This window comes from Heyndrickxia coagulans DSM 1 = ATCC 7050, from assembly GCF_000290615.1.
GTDB lineage: Bacteria > Bacillota > Bacilli > Bacillales > Bacillaceae_C > Weizmannia > Weizmannia coagulans.
In genome coordinates this window covers 1-17,259 of sequence record NZ_ALAS01000211.1, presented here as the reverse complement: position 1 = coordinate 17,259, position 17,259 = coordinate 1, and the positions used below count along the sequence as shown (strand labels likewise).

The window sequence follows — 17,259 nt, the reverse complement described above, 5'->3', positions numbered from 1 at the left end:
AAGTAAAGCACGGTAGCCGAAAGTGTACAAAAAGAGTGTCTTGGAATACCCGATATTTAAACCTTGTCGAGAAAAACTTGACACATACGCGCGCCTGTTGGGATTTTTTAAAGCTTACAGTATAATGGATAAAGATGCCGTTTGGCGGTTTTTAAGCAAAAGGAGGAAACGGGATTGGGCATTATTTTAGTCGAAATATGTGAAGGCAGCCTGATCAACACGATTGATGTGGAAGCAGAACTTGAATCCCGGTATCCTGAAGTTGCGGTGATTTCAAATGAATGCTTAATGGCGTGCGGCTTATGCACCTACAGCCCGTTTGCGATGGTGAACGGAAAAAGGATCTTTGCCAAAACGCCTGCGGCTTGCCTTGAAAAAATCAAAGCAGCAATTGAAACGGAATTAAAGAATCTGCCGTAAATGGTTCTCGTTTCAATTTGTTTTTTATATTATAATGTGGGATGGAGCATTCGGGATAGGGGGATAGCAGGATGGAAATTTGGACTGCGTTCAAATACAGCTGTTTATTGCCGGGAAAAAGGGCTGCTTTCCGCTTGAACAGGCTTCCGATGGACAAGGCGGTTTTGTATGTGGTTCTGCTTGTTCTTGCGGTTTCCTGTCTGCATATCCCTGCGCTTTTAACCAGCGGATCCGTTAGCGGCCTGAATGCCATCCAATTTGTTTTTTATTTTCTGTTCGCTTATGTGCTCATTGTCCTGTGCGGCGTATTGGCGGGCATTTCCCTGCTCGCTTGCGCCGGATACGGGCTCAGGAAGCTGTGGAAAAGAAAACTGGCCTACCAGCATTTATGGAAAATGTCATGCTTTGCCATGACGGTCCCGTTTATTTTACATACAATCATTCATGAATGGGTTACGAAAAACGGCTTTGTTTCGGCTGTATTGCTGATCGGGTATCCGCTTATTTGTTTGGCGGCGATGATCCTCCACTATCCGGAAACAAAGAGTCGGCATGTAAGCAGCAAAGAAGGAGAAGAACATGGCTGAAAAGACAATTTTACAAGACTTGCGTTCACTCATTTACCCGCGTGAAATTCTGGAAGATGAACCGTTAAGCAAATATACGTTTACAAAAACGGGGGGGAAAGCGGATATTTTGATTTTTCCCGAGACATATGAGGAAGTGCAGAAGACGGTCCGTTTTGCTTCTCTGAACGGCGTGCCGTATACGATCCTCGGCAACGGCTCCAACCTGATCATCAAAGACGGCGGCATCAGGGGGATTGTGCTGATTCTGACTAAATTAGCGAAAATATCACATACAGGCAATGACATTACAGCCCAGTGTGGTGCAGCCATTATCGATGTATCGCGCTATGCTTTAAAGCAAAATCTGACAGGGCTTGAGTTCGCCTGCGGGATACCGGGATCTGTCGGCGGTGCGCTGTATATGAATGCGGGGGCGTATGGCGGGGAGATCAAAGACGTTCTGAAAAGCGCGCTTGTCCTGACCAAAACAGGCAAGATGAAAAGGCTTGAAAAAAGCGATTTGTCCTTCCAGTACAGGAAAAGTTCCATTGCGGAGAACGGGGAGATTGCGCTTGAAGGGACGTTCAGCCTGAAGCCGGGCGACGCACAGGAGATCAAAGCCAAAATGGATGAGCTGACTTATCTCAGGGAATCCAAGCAGCCGCTTGAATATCCGTCGTGCGGTAGCGTGTTTAAAAGGCCGCCCGGCTATTTTGCAGGGAAACTGATCCAGGACAGCGGGCTCCAGGGGAAACGCATCGGCGGCGTCGAGGTTTCGACCAAGCATGCAGGATTTATGGTGAATGTTGGCGGCGGAACGGCAACGGATTATATGAATTTGATCAAGTTTGTCCAAAAAACGGTAAAGGAAAAATTCGGGGTGGACCTCGAGACAGAAGTGAAAATTATTGGGGAAGATTAAAAAACATCCCGGTTCTTTTGCGTATAAAAGAACCGGGATGTTTTTCAGCCCTTCCGGCGGATATCGGTTAACCGGTTCCCGCGGTATTTGATGTACACTTGGTCGCCAATGTTAAAATTTAAATACGTATCGCAGTCAGCCGTCAGCGTTTTGCCGTTATTAAAGGCGATCGCGCAATACGGTTTCGTTGTTGTTGGTGCCACTTTTATTTTCCGCTTCGTTTTCACACCGGTTGCAACCGGCACTTCTTTCCGGTTGGGCGTATAAAATTTATCAGTAATCTTTACGCGCTGATAGCTTACCGGGCGCTGAAAAAAGAGCAACCCTACAAGCACGGCCAGGCAGATGATGAATAAAACCAGTTTCCATTTCAGTTTTTCCATTTGTCATCCCTCTACTCCCAAAACGTCTCTATGAATATATTTATGGGGCCATTCATTAAAATATGTATATACCACAACCAAATGCTTTTTTAACCGAATCTTTCTTGAAACTTTTTAAGGCCGGTTTCGTATATTGATTAGACTAGTCTAGCAGAAAGCAGGGATGTTATGAGTGAAATTGCGCTCTCGGTCAAAGGGATTACAAAACAAATCCGCTCGCGCAAAATTGTGGACCAGGTCAGTTTTGAAGTGAAAAAAGGCGAGGTTTTCGGCCTTCTCGGTCCGAACGGCGCCGGTAAAACAACGATTATCCGGATGATTGTTTCATTAATGAAACGCACAAGCGGAGAAATCTATATTAACGGCAAAAGCCTTGATGAAGATTACAAAGGCGCTTTGAACGAAATCGGCGCGATCGTTGAAAATCCGGAGTTTTATCCCTATATGACCGGCTATCAAAATCTCGTCCACTATAAGAGAATGTCAAGGAAACCCATTTCTGAAGAGAGATTATGGGAAGTCGCAAAGCTTGTCAAACTGGAAGATGCCCTTAAACAAAAAGTCAAAACGTATTCGTTGGGAATGCGGCAGCGGCTCGGGGTCGCCCAGGCGATTTTGCACCGGCCTTCGTTATTGATCCTTGATGAGCCGACAAACGGCCTTGACCCGCAAGGTATCCGCGAATTCAGGGGCTATTTGCGGGAGCTGGCGGGAAGCGGGGTATCTGTCCTCGTTTCCTCACACCTTCTTACGGAAATGGAATTGATGTGCGACCGGTATGCCATTATCGAAAAAGGAAAACTGATCCATATTGAAACGATGGCAGAAACGACAACGGTGAAACAGGATGACCGCCGCGATATCCTGTTTGCAACGGATGACAGCGAAAGCGCGAAGCAGGCGGTAGAAAAACAGCTCCATTTTCCGGTTTCCATTGTCGATGATACGCACATTTTGGTTTCGGCAGCTTACAAAGACGCAGCCGTTATCAACGCAACATTGGTAGGAAACGGCTGCAACGTCTATGAAATTCATTTTGAAAAGAAAACGCTGGAAGACCGTTTCCTTGAACTCACGAATCATACAGCAGGGGAGGAAAGTCAATGACCGCTTTAATTCGAAATGAATGGATGAAAATATTTGCCCGGAAAAGCGCATGGGTCTATATGCTCCTGATTGTAGCGTTCGTGCTGATTGCTGCACTGTTTTACAATAAGGTTTACGGCAAAGACGATCCAAACTGGCGCACGAAAATCGAGAAAGAAATCAAAGCGGATGAGGCACTCATGAAAAAGGATCCTGAACAATACGCGGACCTTGCGCCAACCATCCAAAGAAAGCAAGATTATTTGAAATACAATATCAATCCGGATGCCCATTCAAACTGGCATTTCATGAACAATGTGGTCATTCCGCTTGGTTCATTTGTCACCTTGTTCAGTGTAATCGTCGGGAGCGCCAATGTCTCATCGGAATTTGCATCCGGAACGATAAAGCAACTGATGATCCGCCCGCATGAGAGATGGAAAATTTTGCTGTCCAAATACATTGCTGTAACAGCCTACGCGGTATTACTGCTTGCTGTCCTGCTTTTAGCCGGCTATTTGATCGGCATCATTTTTCAGGGATCCGGCAGTTTCCATATGAAAATGGTCGAAGATACCTTGGATTCCAGCCAATATAAAATTAAAGAAATCGGTCCGCAGTTTTTCCTGAAATTTGCCCTTTATCTGCCGAGCCTTGTCATGGTAAGCGCGATTGCGTTCATGCTTTCGACCTTGTTCAAGAGCCAGGCTCTGGCTGTCGGGATCGGCATTTTTGCCCTGTTTATCACAAACACACTGGGCGGGATTATTCTGTTTCTGATGGACCGGTACCATTGGCTGAAGTTCCTGATTTTCCCGCATTTGGACTTGTCTGTTTATGCGTACCAGGATAAACTTACAGATGGCGTCACCTTGCCGTTTTCATTAATCACGCTGGCTGTTTATTATGCCGTTTTTATGGCCTTGACCTTTTGGTATTTTCAAAAACGCGATATTGCGTTTTGAAATAGCGGGCGAATTCGGGTAAAATGGCGGCAAAGGGCCGGGTGAAGGAGGGATCTGCCAGAGCAGGTCTCTTCTTTGCTTTTTTGGGGCGGCGCACGCATCAGGCTGTACAGGCGGCGCATAGCGTGTGCACCCGCCGAATAGGATAATAATGGGGGCTTGACCGGACCGCTGGAGGATGATATGGGAAAAAACAACCGGAAAAAAATCAATGCGGCCGTTTTGTTCGTTTTCATTGTGTATGCTGCTTATTTAATGGAACTTTTGTTTTTTATCCCGTACCGCCATGCGCCCAATTCTGCCAGCCAAAATGTTATCCCGTTTAAAACGATCCGGATGTATATCCTTTATTACCGTTACTTTCAATTTGAAGTCTGGTTTTCCAATCTGTTTGGGAATATTTTCATGTTTATGCCGTTCGGGTTTATCCTGCCCATTCTTTTTAGGCGGCTGAGAAAGGCCTGGATAATGGGATTGCTGTCTTGCCTGGCATCGGCTTTGGCGGAAATCATTCAAGGATATTTCCATGTCGGGGGTTTTGATGTGGATGACATTTTGCTGAATACAACGGGCGGATTGTGCGGTTACGGCATATTTTTACTGGTCCGCAAGCTTGTGAAAAAAATAAAAATTGAGATTTGGCGTTAAATATGCATAAGAAAAGCCCTGCGGAGATAATCTAACGGGGACCCATCAATGGCCGGCCTAAAAAAAAGGGGGGAAGTGTGGATTGGATGAAGAAAAACTGGTCCGGTTTTTAAACCAGGAACTTTCAAATTTTACAGTGCTTTATATCAAACTGCACCGTTACCACTGGTATATTCAGGGGAAAAACTTTTTTACGCTCCATGCTTATTTTGAAGATTTGTACCAGGCGTTTTCAAAACAAATGGATGTGCTTGCCGAAAGGATTTTGGCAATCGGGGGACGGCCGCTTGCAACCATGTCGAAATTCCTGGACCGGAAGACGCTTGTTGAAGCGAGCGCGGATAATGAAGAAGGCGAACTGCTGCAGCAATTAAGGGAGGATTTGGCACAGCTGGCAAAGGAGATCCGGGAAACGGGGATTCCGCTGGCGGAAGAAAGAAAGGACGACGCCACCGTCAATCTGCTCACCCGGTTTTTGGCCCGGTTTGACAAGGATATCTGGATGCTGGATGCGATGGCGGACAAACGGTAAATGCCCTTGTTTTCCTCAACCAGGAAGCAGCGGCAAATAAAAAAACAGCCTTTCCGTTTGATGGAAGGGCTGTTTCACTTTATATAAACGTATCAATCAAAAGGAACAGGTTCAGGCATACGACGAATCCTGCCACGATCCAGGAGATGATGCTCGTTATCCGGTGGTTCACCAGTTCACCCATGATCTGTCTGTTACTCGTGAACTGAATCAGCGGGACAAGGGCAAAGATGATCCCGAATGAGAGAATGACCTGGCTTATGACAAGCGCGCTTGTCGGGTTGGTGCCCAGCATGATAATGAGAAGCGGCGGGATCATTGTGATCGCACGGCGCAAATAAAGATTGATCCGTTTGTTGATAAATCCTTGCATGACGACATCACCGGATAATGTGCCGATAGAGGAGCTGGAAAGCCCTGCAATCAAAAGGCCGAGGCCGAAAGAGATAGCCGCTGCCGGGCCGATATGGGTGTAAAACTCGCGAAACGCGACATCCAGATCTTCCACGACAAGGCCGTGTTTATAAAATACACTGGACGCAATCACAAGCATGCTCATATTGATGGCCCCGGCGATCACCATTGCGATGATGATGTCGATCAATTCAAATTTGAAAATTTTTCTTTTTTCCAGCTCATTTTTTCCGACGATTCTGTTTTGCGTCAATGAAGAGTGCAAATAGATGGCATGGGGCATGACGGTGGCGCCGAGAATGCCGGCCGCCAGGACAATACTTTGGATGCCGTCGAATTTTGGCGTGACAAGCCCGCCGAGCACTTTCGCCCATTCCGGTTTTGCCAGAAACGTTTGCAAAGCAAAAGCGAGCACAACAATCATCACAAGGGCGGCAATTACTGCCTCAAATGACCGGTAGCCGCGGCGCTGCAATTCGAGAATGGCAAACGATCCGACTGCTGTAATCAATGCGGCCGGAAGCAGCGGAAGGCCGAAAATTAAATACAGGCCCAAAGCAGCGCCGATAAATTCTGCCAAATCTGTTGCAATAATGACAAGCTCGCTTTGGATCCATAAAAATATCGACACCGGTTTTGAAAAACGGTCATGCGCAACTTCCGGCAGATTTTTCCCGGTTGCAATGCCGAGCTTTGCGGAAAGGGACTGGATTAAAACGGCCATTAAGTTTGAAAAGGCAATGACCCAAAGCAGCATATAGCCGTATTTCGATCCTGCCGTAATATTGGTGGCAAAATTGCCGGGATCGATATAAGCAACGCCTGCAATGAAGGCCGGGCCAAGGAAAGGTAAAATCCGTTTTAACCCTTTTACATCCCCTCGGAGCACGGCTTGTGCGCTCGTTGTATTATGGGACGTGCGGCCTGGCATTTTTTGGCTCATCGTTTTTTCACTCATTAGATGTTTCCCCCTTCTTTAACTTTAATCCCGAAACAAAAAAGTTTCCTTAGGGAAAACTTTATCTGTTACTATTGTATTCAATGTTTGCGAAAAAGTAAACCTTTTGCATGCATTTTCCCCTGTATTTTTTGTGGAAAACATGCTTTTTGATCATTATGCTCGATTTATGTGCGGTTATGGCTTCTGCTCCGGGAGAGAAAGCAGGAGGGGAGAAAAATGCATCCTTTTCTTGAAAACTGTGGTATATATTAGGTATAGGGAAAACTGTTTTCACATCATGGAAACGCTAATAAAAAAAGGGGGGAATTGATTGAACGAGGCATTCATTATCGAAAAGTTAAAAAAGCGGGAACCGTCCGTTTTTGGGATGGACCGTTTGTCCCAGTTTGCGGTCCTGTTGCCGCTCGTTCAAAAAGGCGATGGCCTTCACGTTTTATTTGAAGTCCGGTCCCGGCAGTTAAGAAAACAGCCGGGGGAAATTTGTTTTCCGGGCGGCAAAATTGAGACGACGGATAAAAACCCGATGGAAGCCGCGATTCGGGAAACAACCGAGGAATTGGGCATTGACGCGTCTGTCATCCGGGACGTGTTCCCGCTTGACTATGTCGTTTCATCATACGGAAGGCGTGCGATCTTTCCGTTTGCAGGTTTTTTGTCGGATGCGCCTTTTCATCCGAATCCGGGCGAAGTGGAAGAAGTCTTTACGGTCCCGCTTTCACATTTCGCCAAAATAGCACCGGAATGTTACCGGATCGAATTTAAGGTGGAGCCTGACCAGGATTTTCCTTTCCACTTAATTCAGGGCGGCAAATCATATAAATGGAATAGCCAGCAAATGGACGAGTATTTTTATTACTACGGGGAGTATGTCATTTGGGGATTAACCGCCGGTATTTTGAAAAATTTTATGGATATTTTGGGTGCAGACAAGGCTTGAACGGTGCCCGCGGCGGCTGTCCTGCTGCTCTTTTGGAAACCGGAAATGCCGACAGGATCCGGAAGCCGGGCGCCTGAATACCGGGTGTTTCCTACATGCCTGGTGTGTAAGGCATAAAAAGCTGTTCAATTGCGGGAAATTATTATAAAATGTTGTTTATAATACAAAGCTTCCGTTGCGGAAACGGAGGGCATTTTTACAATCGAGGGAAAATGAGCGATGATACAACATGGTCTGGTCAGAGATGCCACAGAAGAAGATCTGCAGGAGATCCTGGACATTTATAATGCCTGCATTGGCAACGGGATTATAACGGCTGACACGGTTCCGGTCACCGTAGAAGAAAGGCTGCCGTGGTTTAAAGCCCATCAGCCGGAAAGCCGGCCGCTTTGGGTGTTGGAAGCAGACGGGGAGATTGCTGCCTGGATCAGTTTAAGCGATTTTTACGGAAGGCCTGCTTACCAGCCTACAGCCGAGGTAAGCATTTATGTCAGCGAAAAATGGAGAGGAAAAGGGGTCGGGAAGTACCTGCTCAGGAAAATGTTGGAAGCCTGCCCGAAGCTTGGGGTGGAAACACTGCTCGGCTTTATTTTCAGCGAAAACAAGGCCAGTTTAAAGTTATTTGCATCCTTCGGGTTTGAAACCTGGGGGCATTTGAAAGAAGTGGCTGTGCTTGACGGGCGCATGCACGATTTAATGATCACCGGCAAAAAAATTTAAAGGATTTTGAAAGGCTTAAGGAGCTATAAAGTTATGAAAATAGAATTATGGTCGGATTTTTCATCGGCGGATTCTTATCTTGCCTTTGTTAGGCTTGGCGAGGCACTGGAACAATTTGGCCACAGGGAAAGCATTCAACTGGAATTTCGCAGTTTCATGAAAAATCCCGAAAAAGAAGTACATATTGAAGGGAGCCATAAACTGCTGCACTTTGCAAAACAACACGGGAAGCAGTCGTTTATTGCCAAGGCCCTGTTTGAAACGTATGCCAGGCAGCCCTCACCAGGCAAAGGAGATTTATTACAGGCTGCCCAAATGGCCGGGCTGGATAAAGGCAAGGCTGAACAGGCCATTGTAACGGATGTTTACTTGGAGCATATCAAAAAAGACCAGGCAGAGGCAGATCTGTTGGGTGCGGATTTTGCCCCCTTTATGGTCATCAACCGGAAATATGCGATTTCGGGAGCCCGCCCGGTCGATTTCATTGTCCGGTCCATGCATGAAGCATGGCGGGAAGAAATCTATGTGGCGGCCATATAAACATGAAAAAAGCGCCCGGTCCGGGGCGCTTTTTTCCGATCTTGTGTTGCGGCGGCTAAGGCTTGCACTCCACATTGTGCATTCCAAAAAGGTTGCCTTGCCGGCTTACGCAATTCAGCTCATCGCTATATCAATATAGCATGATTTTAAACGAAAAACAAGCGTTTCAGCGAATTTCCGTTTATTGCCACACCCAAAAAAGGCCGGTAATTATCCCGGCCTTTTTAGTATCCTCACCAGCGATGCGCTTTTGCATTGCTCCTCAAGATGATGGTGTTTTGTGTGACTTCCGTCTCGCCATTGACCTGGGAATTTGTATGTTTCCGCCGCGTCCAGTTGTGATGGAACAACCCCGAATGCGGATCCAGCTGGTCTTTGTAGCTCATACGATCACCTCTTGGAAGGATTTGGATACCGCTGATATTCATACCGAATATCAATTCTAGCTTGTGCAGAAAGGGCAAAATTACACATCCTGCGTGTTTCCGGTTGGCCATTTTATTGTGGATGGAAACAATAAGCGGGTTTGTAAATACAAATACACAAAGACACAATGTGCTAAAGACACATAAATCTTGGTATTTTTTTCCGCAATCACCCCATAATCAGAATGCGCCTATTGTATATTGTGCTAATAACAAAATAGTCAAGGGCGCTGCCACGCGCAAACCGTAAACATGTTGCACTTAGATAGTCAAATTACACTATGTGCTGATAACACAACAAATAAAAAAACAAGCCATTAAGGAAAAAGAACGAACCGGAAGAAATTCCGGCATCCCGGTATTGAAGCGGGGGGAGGCCAAGCGGCAGAAACGGGCAAAAAAATCGAGCTTGATTAGGCTTTCTAAATAATCATCCAACAAATGCAGACATAATATATAAAAAACAACCGTCCAGGAAAAGAAACGGCCGGCAAATGGCAGCATCGCCGTTTGCCAAACCAGGGCTTTTCCCGCTTGAATGCATCTGCAGAAAGCAAAGATCTTCATGAAAGCGCTTTAAAACAGGGGAGTTATGTTGGAATGGTTATAAAAGGATCAGCGTCTTGCCAACACTAATGGTATGGATCAACTTTTTGGAGGTGAAGAATGATGAACATCGAGAAAGCTGTTGAGGTCATTGACCGGATGCGCCTGCCAAACGGTGCTTATACCGCCAGTTTGTCTTCCGACTACCATTATGTTTGGATCAGAGATGTCGTATATACCGTTCTGCCCTTTTTAGCCACGCCGTCCCCGTACTATGAAAAAGCATACCACGCATTGCTTGATCTGTTTATCCGTTATGAGTGGAAAATTGACATTCATACGAAGAAAAGGCCTCGGTATTTATACGAATATATCCACGCCCGCTATTCCACTGACCTCAAGGAACTCCCGCAAGAATGGGGCCATGCCCAAAATGATGCTATTGGGGCTTTTCTTTGGGGAGTAGGGGAAGGCATCCACCACGGCCAGAAAATCATCCGCAGCCAAAAAGATTTGGAGATTATCCAAAAACTGGTTGACTATCTCGAGTGCCTGGAGTATTGGCAGGCCGAAGATAACGGCATGTGGGAAGAGAATATGGAGGTGCATGCTTCAAGTGTCGGGGCATGCGTTGCCGGCTTAAAAGCAGTCAGGATGCTCGTGCATGTGAAGGATGGGCTGATTGAAAAAGGAGAAGAAACACTTTATAAACTGCTGCCGCGGGAGAGCGCAGGCAAACCGACCGACCTTGCCTTACTGTCGCTCATTTACCCTTACCGGATTGTCAGCCGCGGCATGGCGCTTCAAATACTGGAAAATGTCACCACTACGCTTGAACGGAAATATGGCGTGATCCGCTATGTCAACGACCAATACTATAACGAAGGCGCAGAAGCCGAATGGTGCTTTGGTTTTCCGTGGCTTGGTTTATGTTTCTATGAACTGGGTATGTATGATAAGGCAAATGGATATGTGGAAAAAACCAAGCGCATCATTACGGAAAATTGGGAAATCCCGGAACTTTATATCGGCGGCAAGTACGTGCCAAATGGAAATAAGCCGCTTGCCTGGTCTGTTTCTTTGGCATACCAGTTTTTCAAAACAATGGACGTCCGTTAAACAATTGAACAGTCAATTTTAAGCTGTTTTAAATCAGCAGCCCGCATATTCATTGCATGTCAAACCAATGCGGCACATTTAAAACAGCTTTTTTCTATTGGTAAACGGAATGGCGGATTTGAAAATAAAATCATTTTGTTTCCATTTTGACAAAATTAGACGGCCTTTTTTTGCAGGATTCGTAAAATTCATAACGAATAGTAAAAGTATGCTGAAATAGCGGAGGTGCGACATTGGATAATTCAGTAAAAAATTCGCAACAAGTCCTGCCCACTGATTTCGAGCTTTATTTATTCCACGAAGGCACCCTTTACGAGAGCTATACTTTGTTCGGGGCACATGCCATGGAGTATGAAGGAAAAAAGGGCGTGCGGTTTGCAGTTTGGGCGCCGAATGCGCAAGCCGTTGCCGTAGCCGGCGATTTTAACGGCTGGGATGGCAGCAAACACCAAATGAAACGGCTCAAAGATTCAGGCATCTGGGTATTATTTATTCCGGATCTCGCGCCTGGTGAACTGTATAAATATGAAATTGCAGGGCCTTCAGGCAATACTTTTTTTAAAGCGGATCCATATGCGTTCTATTCGGAAGTACGCCCGAAAACGGCATCTGTCATTTATGATCCCGGCATGTATCAGTGGCATGATAGAAAGTGGATGAGCCATAAAGCAAAATCCGACCCATACCACGAGCCGATGCTGATTTATGAAATGCATTTCGGTTCATGGAAGAAAAAAGCCAATGGTGATTTTTACACCTACCGTGAAATGGCAGACGAACTGGTCCCATACGTTGCCGGCCATGGCTATACGCATATCGAGCTTATGCCGATGATGGAACATCCGTTTGACCGGTCATGGGGCTACCAGATTACCGGTTTCTATGCACCGACGAGCCGGTACGGGAAGCCGGAAGATTTCATGTATTTTATCGACAAATGCCATCAGAACGGCCTTGGGGTAATTTTAGACTGGGTTCCCGTCCATTTCTGCAAAGACGCCCACGGCCTTGGCCGGTTTGACGGAACACCGCTGTTCGAGCCTGCAGATCCTGACATGGCGGAACGGCCGATTTGGGGTACATACAATTTTGACTTTCAGAAACCTGAAATTTTCAGTTTTCTTATTTCCAATGCCCTTTTTTGGATGGACGTTTATCATATTGACGGCTTCCGGGTTGATGCAGTTTCTTCTCTTATTTATTTGAACCATGACAGGGGAGACGAAAAGAAATTGGCAAACCAATATGGCGGTGACGTCAATTTGGAAGCTGTCGAGTTTATCAAAAAGCTGAATGAAGCCGTTTTTAAAAAGTTTCCGCATGCCTTAATGATTGCAGAAGAAGCAACATCGTGGCCGCTCGTGACAGCGCCGGTTTACGCGGGCGGGCTCGGCTTTAATTATAAATGGAACATGGGCTGGGTGCATGATGTGCTCACCTATATGCAGACACCGGAGGAAAAAAGGCCTGATGCCCACGATCTCCTCACCTTTTCCATGCACTATGCTTTTTCGGAAAACTATGTACTTCCTTTTTCGCATGATGAACTGGTTTACGGAAAAAAATCGCTGCTCAATAAAATGCCCGGGGATTTTCCACAAAAATTTGCAAATTTACGCCTTCTTTATGCTTATTTTATGACCCATCCGGGTAAAAAATTAGTATTCATGGGAAGCGAATTCGGACAGTTTGACGAGTGGAAAGACCTGACGCAGCTGGATTGGATGCTGCTGGATTTTGAAACGCACCGGACCTTCTTTCAGTTTACAAAAGCCATGAACACATTCTATCAAAACACAAGAAGCTTGTGGCGGCAGGACCATGACCCTGAAGGCTTTGAATGGATTGATCCGAATAATCGCAGGCAGAGCATCATAATTTTTATGAGAAGAGGAAAGCGGAAAGGGGATTATTGCATCGTCCTCTGCAATTTTTCAAAAAACAAATATGACAAATTCAGAATTGGCGTGCCTTCATTCGGAAAATATATTGAAATTTTCAATACGGATGATGAACAGTTCGGCGGCAGCGGTTTGTTGAACAAAAAAGCAATCCAAGTGGATAAGGAGCCTTTTCATAACCAGCCATACAGTATGGAAATCAGCATTCCCCCACTCAGTGCATTGATCTTTAAAAAGCAATCAACAAAACGGCAAAGGGGTGGTAAAAAATAATGGCAGAAAAGAAATGGATGGCAATGCTCTTAGCAGGCGGACAGGGAACAAGGCTCGGGGATTTGACATCCCAGCTGGCAAAACCGGCAGTGCCTTTTGGCGGCAAGTACAGAATTATTGATTTCTCGCTAAGCAACTGCATGCACTCGGGCATTGATACCGTCGGCGTGCTGACGCAATATGAACCCCATCTCTTAAATTCGTATGTCGGAAACGGGAAAGCGTGGGACCTGGATAAAAATTTCGGCGGTACAACCGTACTGCCGCCGTATGTAGGGAAAGACGGCGGCGAATGGTATAAGGGGACGGCCAATGCGGTTTACCAAAATATCCAGTATATTGACCACTACAATCCGGAATATGTTGTGATTCTTTCAGGCGATCATATTTATAAAATGGATTACCGGAAACTGTTAAAATCGCATGTGGAAGCAGGGGCGCAGGCGAGCATTGCCGTCATTGAAGTCCCGTGGCAGGAAGCAGGGCGCTTCGGCATTATGGTAACAAACGCGGAAGGAAGCATTGTTGAATTTGAAGAAAAACCGAAATTTCCAAAGAGCAATCTTGCCTCCATGGGCGTATATCTGTTTAATTGGAAGCTTTTGCGCGAATATTTAATACAGGACGAGAAAAACAGCGCTTCCTCGCATGACTTCGGGAAAGACATTATTCCGAAAATGCTGAAGGATAAAAAGAAAATGTATGCTTACAAATTCCAAGGTTATTGGAAAGATGTCGGCACGGTCCAAAGCTTCTGGGAAGCACATATGGACCTGCTGGAAGAAAAACCGGCATTTGATCTGGATGACCCGGACTGGCGCATTTTCACCGGAGATGCGAACCATCCTCCGCAATACATTGCGCCCCAATCCAATATTAAAAACGCGCTCATCAACGAAGGCAGCTGGATTTATGGGGATGTTTTCCATTCCGTCATCTCGGATCATGTCTATATTGGCAAAAACAGCACAATCCGGGATTCCGTCATCATGCCGAGTGTCACGATCGGCAGCAATGTGACGATCGAACGCGCCATTATTGCGAGCGGCACCGTCATTGAAAACGGCAAAAAAATCACGCCTTCAAAGCCAAATGATATTCAGTTGTACAGCTGTCCACAAAACGGCGAAGAAGCGGAAATAAAAGAAGTTTTATAAAAGGGACGGGTGACACATGACGAACGTATTAGGAGTTATCAATTTGATCAACGAAAAGCCGATTTTAAAGGAGCTAACGGAACACCGCTGCCTTGCTTCCGTTCCGTTCGGCGCCAGATACCGCTTCATTGATTTTGCGCTTTCCAATCTCATTCATGCTGAAATTACCCAGGTTGCCGTTTTTACGAAAGACAACGGCAGATCGATCATAGACCATATTGGTTCAGGAAAGGAATGGGATTTGGACCGGTACAACGGCGGGCTGTTTATTCTGCCGCCGGTTGCCGATGATGCAAAATTGAAGGGGGATATCCAGGGCTTTTATGATCATCGCGAATTCTTTGAACGCGCCTCGGCAGACCTTGTCATCATCTCGCCGGGAAGCAACGTCAGCAAACTCGATATTTGCGAGCTGGTCGCATTCCATGAGAAAAGCCAGGCAGATATCACGGTTGTATACAGGAAATATGACGGGGAGCCGATCCAAAAACCGAACTATCATCAAGTGGTGGTAGATAAAGAGGACAACGTGCGGGACATCGAATTGTTTACCACTCCGCAAAAGGGCGACTTCGTCTGCCTAGAAACCTATGTGCTGTCAAAACTGTTGCTGATGGATCTCATCCAAACCTGTTCTGAAAACGGAGAATATGACTTTTTGCGGGATGCGATCAAAGCGAATGTCCATAAATTTAAAATTAAGGGGTATCACCACCGCGGCAATATGATCTTTATCCACTCCATGGACAGTTACCACGCGGCAAACATGGCCATGCTCGACCCGGATACGATCCGCGCTTTCTTTTACAGCGACTGGGAAATTCTGACCAAGATCAAACATGAGCCGCCGGCAAAATACGGACAAACAGCGGACGTAAAAAATTCATTTATTGCAAACGGCTGTTTAATTGAAGGGACAGTGGAAAACAGTATTATTTTCCGCGGCGTGAAAATCAAAAAAGGGGCAGTCGTGAAAAACAGCATCATCATGCAAAAAACAGAAGTGGAAGAAGATGCGGTATTGGAAAATGTCATCGCAGACAAGCAGGTGGTCGTTACCCAGCATAAGGTGGTTGTCGGGACTCCGTCGCATCCAAAAGTATTATGCAAAAAAGAGATCATTTGATGGAGGGGACAAGATGAACGTATTATTCGCTGCTTCAGAATGCGCGCCATTTATTAAAACAGGGGGGCTGGGCGATGTTATCCAGGCATTGCCCAAAGCTTTGAAAAAAGCGGGGATCCATCCGGCAGTCATCCTGCCGAAATATGAAGATTTAAAACCCGAAGTAAAAGCGCGCCTCTCCTTTATGGGAAGCCTGACCGTGCCGGTTGGGTGGCGGAAGCAGTATTGCGGGATTGAAACATTGGAGGAAGGGGGGATCCGCTATTATTTTTTGGACAACGAGTATTATTTTAAACGGCACGGGAGTTACGGCTATTTCGATGATGGCGAACGGTTCTCCTTTTTTTCGCGTGCAGTGCTTGAAGCTCTTCCTTATTTGAACGAGAAACCGGATGTCATCCATTGCCATGACTGGCAAACCGGGCCGATTCCCGTGCTGTTAAAAGCACATTTTTCCAGCCATCCTTTCTACCAGGGCATCAAAACGATGTTTACGATTCATAATTTGCGCTACCAGGGCGTATTTCCAAAAAGTGTTCTTTCTGATCTTCTCGATTTAAGCGAATTGTATTTCCATGTGGATGGCCTTGAGTTTTACGGGAATGTCAGCTACTTAAAGGCGGGGATTGCTTATGCAGATGCCATTACAACCGTCAGCCCGACATACGCCCGGGAAATCCAGACGCCGTATTACGGGGAAAATCTTGACGGCTTTTTGCGGATGAAAAGCAACCGTTTCGAAGGCATTGTCAACGGGATTGATACGGATGCTTATAATCCCAAAACAGACGACGCGCTGTTTTTTACATATGAGGACTATCCGGGAAAATTAAAGAATAAAAAAGCCTTGCAGGAAGCTTTCCATTTGCAGCCGGATTCCGGCATTCCCGTTATATCGATGGTGACAAGGCTGGTGGAACAAAAAGGCATCGATCTGGTGCTACATGTAATACATGAGATGTTAAGTTTAAATGTCCAGTTTGTCCTTCTTGGCACAGGCGAGCATCAGTACGAGGAAGCATTCCGGCATCTTGAAAACCAGTATCCGGGCCGGGTATCCGTACATATTTATTTCGATGAAGCCCTTTCACATAAAATTTATGCGGGCAGTGACTTATTTTTAATGCCATCCAAATTTGAACCGTGCGGCATCGGGCAACTGATCGCCATGCGGTATGGCACATTGCCGCTTGTGCGTGAAACCGGCGGGCTGAAAGATACCGTAAAGCCATACAATGAATTCACAGGCGAAGGCAACGGTTTTTCGTTCGCAAACTATAACGCGCACGATATGCTTTACACAGTTGAAAGGGCCGTTTGGTTTTTCCGCTACCAGCCGAAAACATGGCAGTCGTTGTCTGAACGGGTGATGGGGCTTGATTTCAGCTGGGAGAATTCTGCAAAAGCATATATCCGGCTGTATGAAGGGATATGGCCGTAAAGAATAGGGAGCACTTATACAGAGTGGAAAAAGGCGCCTGCTTCGTACCGGCGCCTTTTTACTGATGCCCACGTTTGTTTCGCCGGCTGATGGCTTTTAAAATCGATAACTTGTCTTGGAGCGTTAACATATTCCAACTTCCGACTTTGATTTTCACTTTTCCCACCCCCCCCC

At 46.1% G+C, this 17,259-nt stretch carries 18 protein-coding genes; 15 read left to right on the top strand and 3 right to left on the bottom strand.

Annotated features, from left to right (window positions below):
- The first annotated feature begins 174 nt into the window (after positions 1–174).
- The 3 genes from IC21_RS11590 to murB all read left to right on the top strand — a co-directional run bounded on the left by IC21_RS11590 (position 175) and on the right by murB (position 1,911).
- Complete coding sequence (locus IC21_RS11590) at positions 175–420, top strand: DUF1450 domain-containing protein (RefSeq protein ID WP_013859398.1); 246 nt, start codon at positions 175–177, stop codon at positions 418–420.
- A 71-nt stretch (positions 421–491) separates the two neighbouring features.
- Entirely contained in the window at positions 492–1,007 is a 516-nt protein-coding gene (locus IC21_RS11585; protein WP_029142671.1) for a DUF1189 family protein, read from the top strand.
- Positions 1,000–1,911: a UDP-N-acetylmuramate dehydrogenase gene (gene murB / locus IC21_RS11580; RefSeq protein WP_017554294.1), complete on the top strand. Its 912-nt coding sequence runs from the start codon at positions 1,000–1,002 to the stop codon at positions 1,909–1,911. Before IC21_RS11585 ends, murB begins: the two co-directional genes overlap by 8 nt.
- Positions 1,912–1,955: 44 nt before the next feature.
- On the opposite strand, the gene IC21_RS11575 is transcribed toward murB, so the two are convergent.
- Positions 1,956–2,294 carry a hypothetical protein gene (locus IC21_RS11575; protein ID WP_013859395.1) on the bottom strand — a complete coding sequence of 113 codons (339 nt, stop codon included), beginning with the start codon at positions 2,292–2,294 and terminating at the stop codon, positions 1,956–1,958.
- A gap of 168 nt (positions 2,295–2,462) precedes the next feature.
- On the opposite strand from IC21_RS11575, the gene IC21_RS11570 reads away from it, so the two are divergent.
- The 4 genes from IC21_RS11570 (at position 2,463) to IC21_RS11555 (ending at position 5,525) form a co-directional block, all read left to right on the top strand.
- On the top strand, positions 2,463–3,401 hold the full coding sequence (locus IC21_RS11570; RefSeq protein ID WP_019721340.1) for an ABC transporter ATP-binding protein: 939 nt from the start codon (positions 2,463–2,465) through the stop codon (positions 3,399–3,401).
- A complete protein-coding gene (locus IC21_RS11565) occupies positions 3,398–4,345 on the top strand; it encodes an ABC transporter permease (RefSeq protein WP_029142672.1) in 948 nt (315 codons plus the stop codon). Before IC21_RS11570 ends, IC21_RS11565 begins: the two co-directional genes overlap by 4 nt.
- A 183-nt stretch (positions 4,346–4,528) precedes the next feature.
- A complete protein-coding gene (locus tag IC21_RS11560; protein WP_029142673.1) occupies positions 4,529–4,993 on the top strand; it encodes a VanZ family protein in 465 nt (154 codons plus the stop codon).
- Positions 4,994–5,075: 82 nt separating this feature from the next.
- Positions 5,076–5,525: a Dps family protein gene (locus tag IC21_RS11555; protein WP_013859391.1), complete on the top strand. Its 450-nt coding sequence runs from the start codon at positions 5,076–5,078 to the stop codon at positions 5,523–5,525.
- 79 nt (positions 5,526–5,604) lie between these two features.
- On the opposite strand, the gene IC21_RS11550 is transcribed toward IC21_RS11555, so the two are convergent.
- Positions 5,605–6,897, bottom strand: a complete 1,293-nt coding sequence (locus IC21_RS11550) for an Nramp family divalent metal transporter (protein WP_029142674.1) — start codon at positions 6,895–6,897, stop codon at positions 5,605–5,607.
- A 313-nt stretch (positions 6,898–7,210) separates the two neighbouring features.
- Here IC21_RS11550 and IC21_RS11545 point away from each other — a divergent pair, with 313 nt between their 5' ends.
- From IC21_RS11545 to IC21_RS11535, 3 genes are all read left to right on the top strand, one after another.
- On the top strand, positions 7,211–7,837 hold the full coding sequence (locus IC21_RS11545; RefSeq protein ID WP_029142675.1) for an NUDIX hydrolase: 627 nt from the start codon (positions 7,211–7,213) through the stop codon (positions 7,835–7,837).
- 219 nt (positions 7,838–8,056) lie between these two features.
- Positions 8,057–8,557, top strand: coding sequence for a GNAT family N-acetyltransferase (locus IC21_RS11540; RefSeq protein WP_029142676.1), 501 nt, complete (start codon positions 8,057–8,059; stop codon positions 8,555–8,557).
- A gap of 33 nt (positions 8,558–8,590) precedes the next feature.
- The gene (locus tag IC21_RS11535; protein WP_029142677.1) at positions 8,591–9,097 is read left to right on the top strand and encodes a DsbA family oxidoreductase; all 507 of its coding nucleotides are present in this window, start codon (positions 8,591–8,593) and stop codon (positions 9,095–9,097) included.
- A 233-nt stretch (positions 9,098–9,330) separates the two neighbouring features.
- On the opposite strand, the gene IC21_RS16350 is transcribed toward IC21_RS11535, so the two are convergent.
- Positions 9,331–9,483 (bottom strand): YpzG family protein, encoded by a 153-nt coding sequence (locus tag IC21_RS16350; RefSeq protein WP_017554300.1) that lies wholly within the window; start codon positions 9,481–9,483, stop codon positions 9,331–9,333.
- A gap of 708 nt (positions 9,484–10,191) precedes the next feature.
- On the opposite strand from IC21_RS16350, the gene IC21_RS11525 reads away from it, so the two are divergent.
- From IC21_RS11525 to glgA, 5 genes are all read left to right on the top strand, one after another.
- Positions 10,192–11,187 carry a glycoside hydrolase family 15 protein gene (locus IC21_RS11525; RefSeq protein ID WP_029142679.1) on the top strand — a complete coding sequence of 332 codons (996 nt, stop codon included), beginning with the start codon at positions 10,192–10,194 and terminating at the stop codon, positions 11,185–11,187.
- Positions 11,188–11,420: 233 nt separating this feature from the next.
- On the top strand, positions 11,421–13,361 hold the full coding sequence (gene glgB / locus IC21_RS11520) for a 1,4-alpha-glucan branching protein GlgB (protein WP_029142680.1): 1,941 nt from the start codon (positions 11,421–11,423) through the stop codon (positions 13,359–13,361).
- Positions 13,361–14,518 (top strand): glucose-1-phosphate adenylyltransferase, encoded by a 1,158-nt coding sequence (locus tag IC21_RS11515; RefSeq protein ID WP_029142681.1) that lies wholly within the window; start codon positions 13,361–13,363, stop codon positions 14,516–14,518. Before glgB ends, IC21_RS11515 begins: the two co-directional genes overlap by 1 nt.
- A gap of 16 nt (positions 14,519–14,534) precedes the next feature.
- Positions 14,535–15,644 carry a glucose-1-phosphate adenylyltransferase subunit GlgD gene (gene glgD / locus IC21_RS11510; protein WP_029142682.1) on the top strand — a complete coding sequence of 370 codons (1,110 nt, stop codon included), beginning with the start codon at positions 14,535–14,537 and terminating at the stop codon, positions 15,642–15,644.
- Positions 15,645–15,657: 13 nt separating this feature from the next.
- A complete protein-coding gene (gene glgA / locus IC21_RS11505) occupies positions 15,658–17,085 on the top strand; it encodes a glycogen synthase GlgA (RefSeq protein WP_029142683.1) in 1,428 nt (475 codons plus the stop codon).
- Positions 17,086–17,259: the final 174 nt, after the last annotated feature.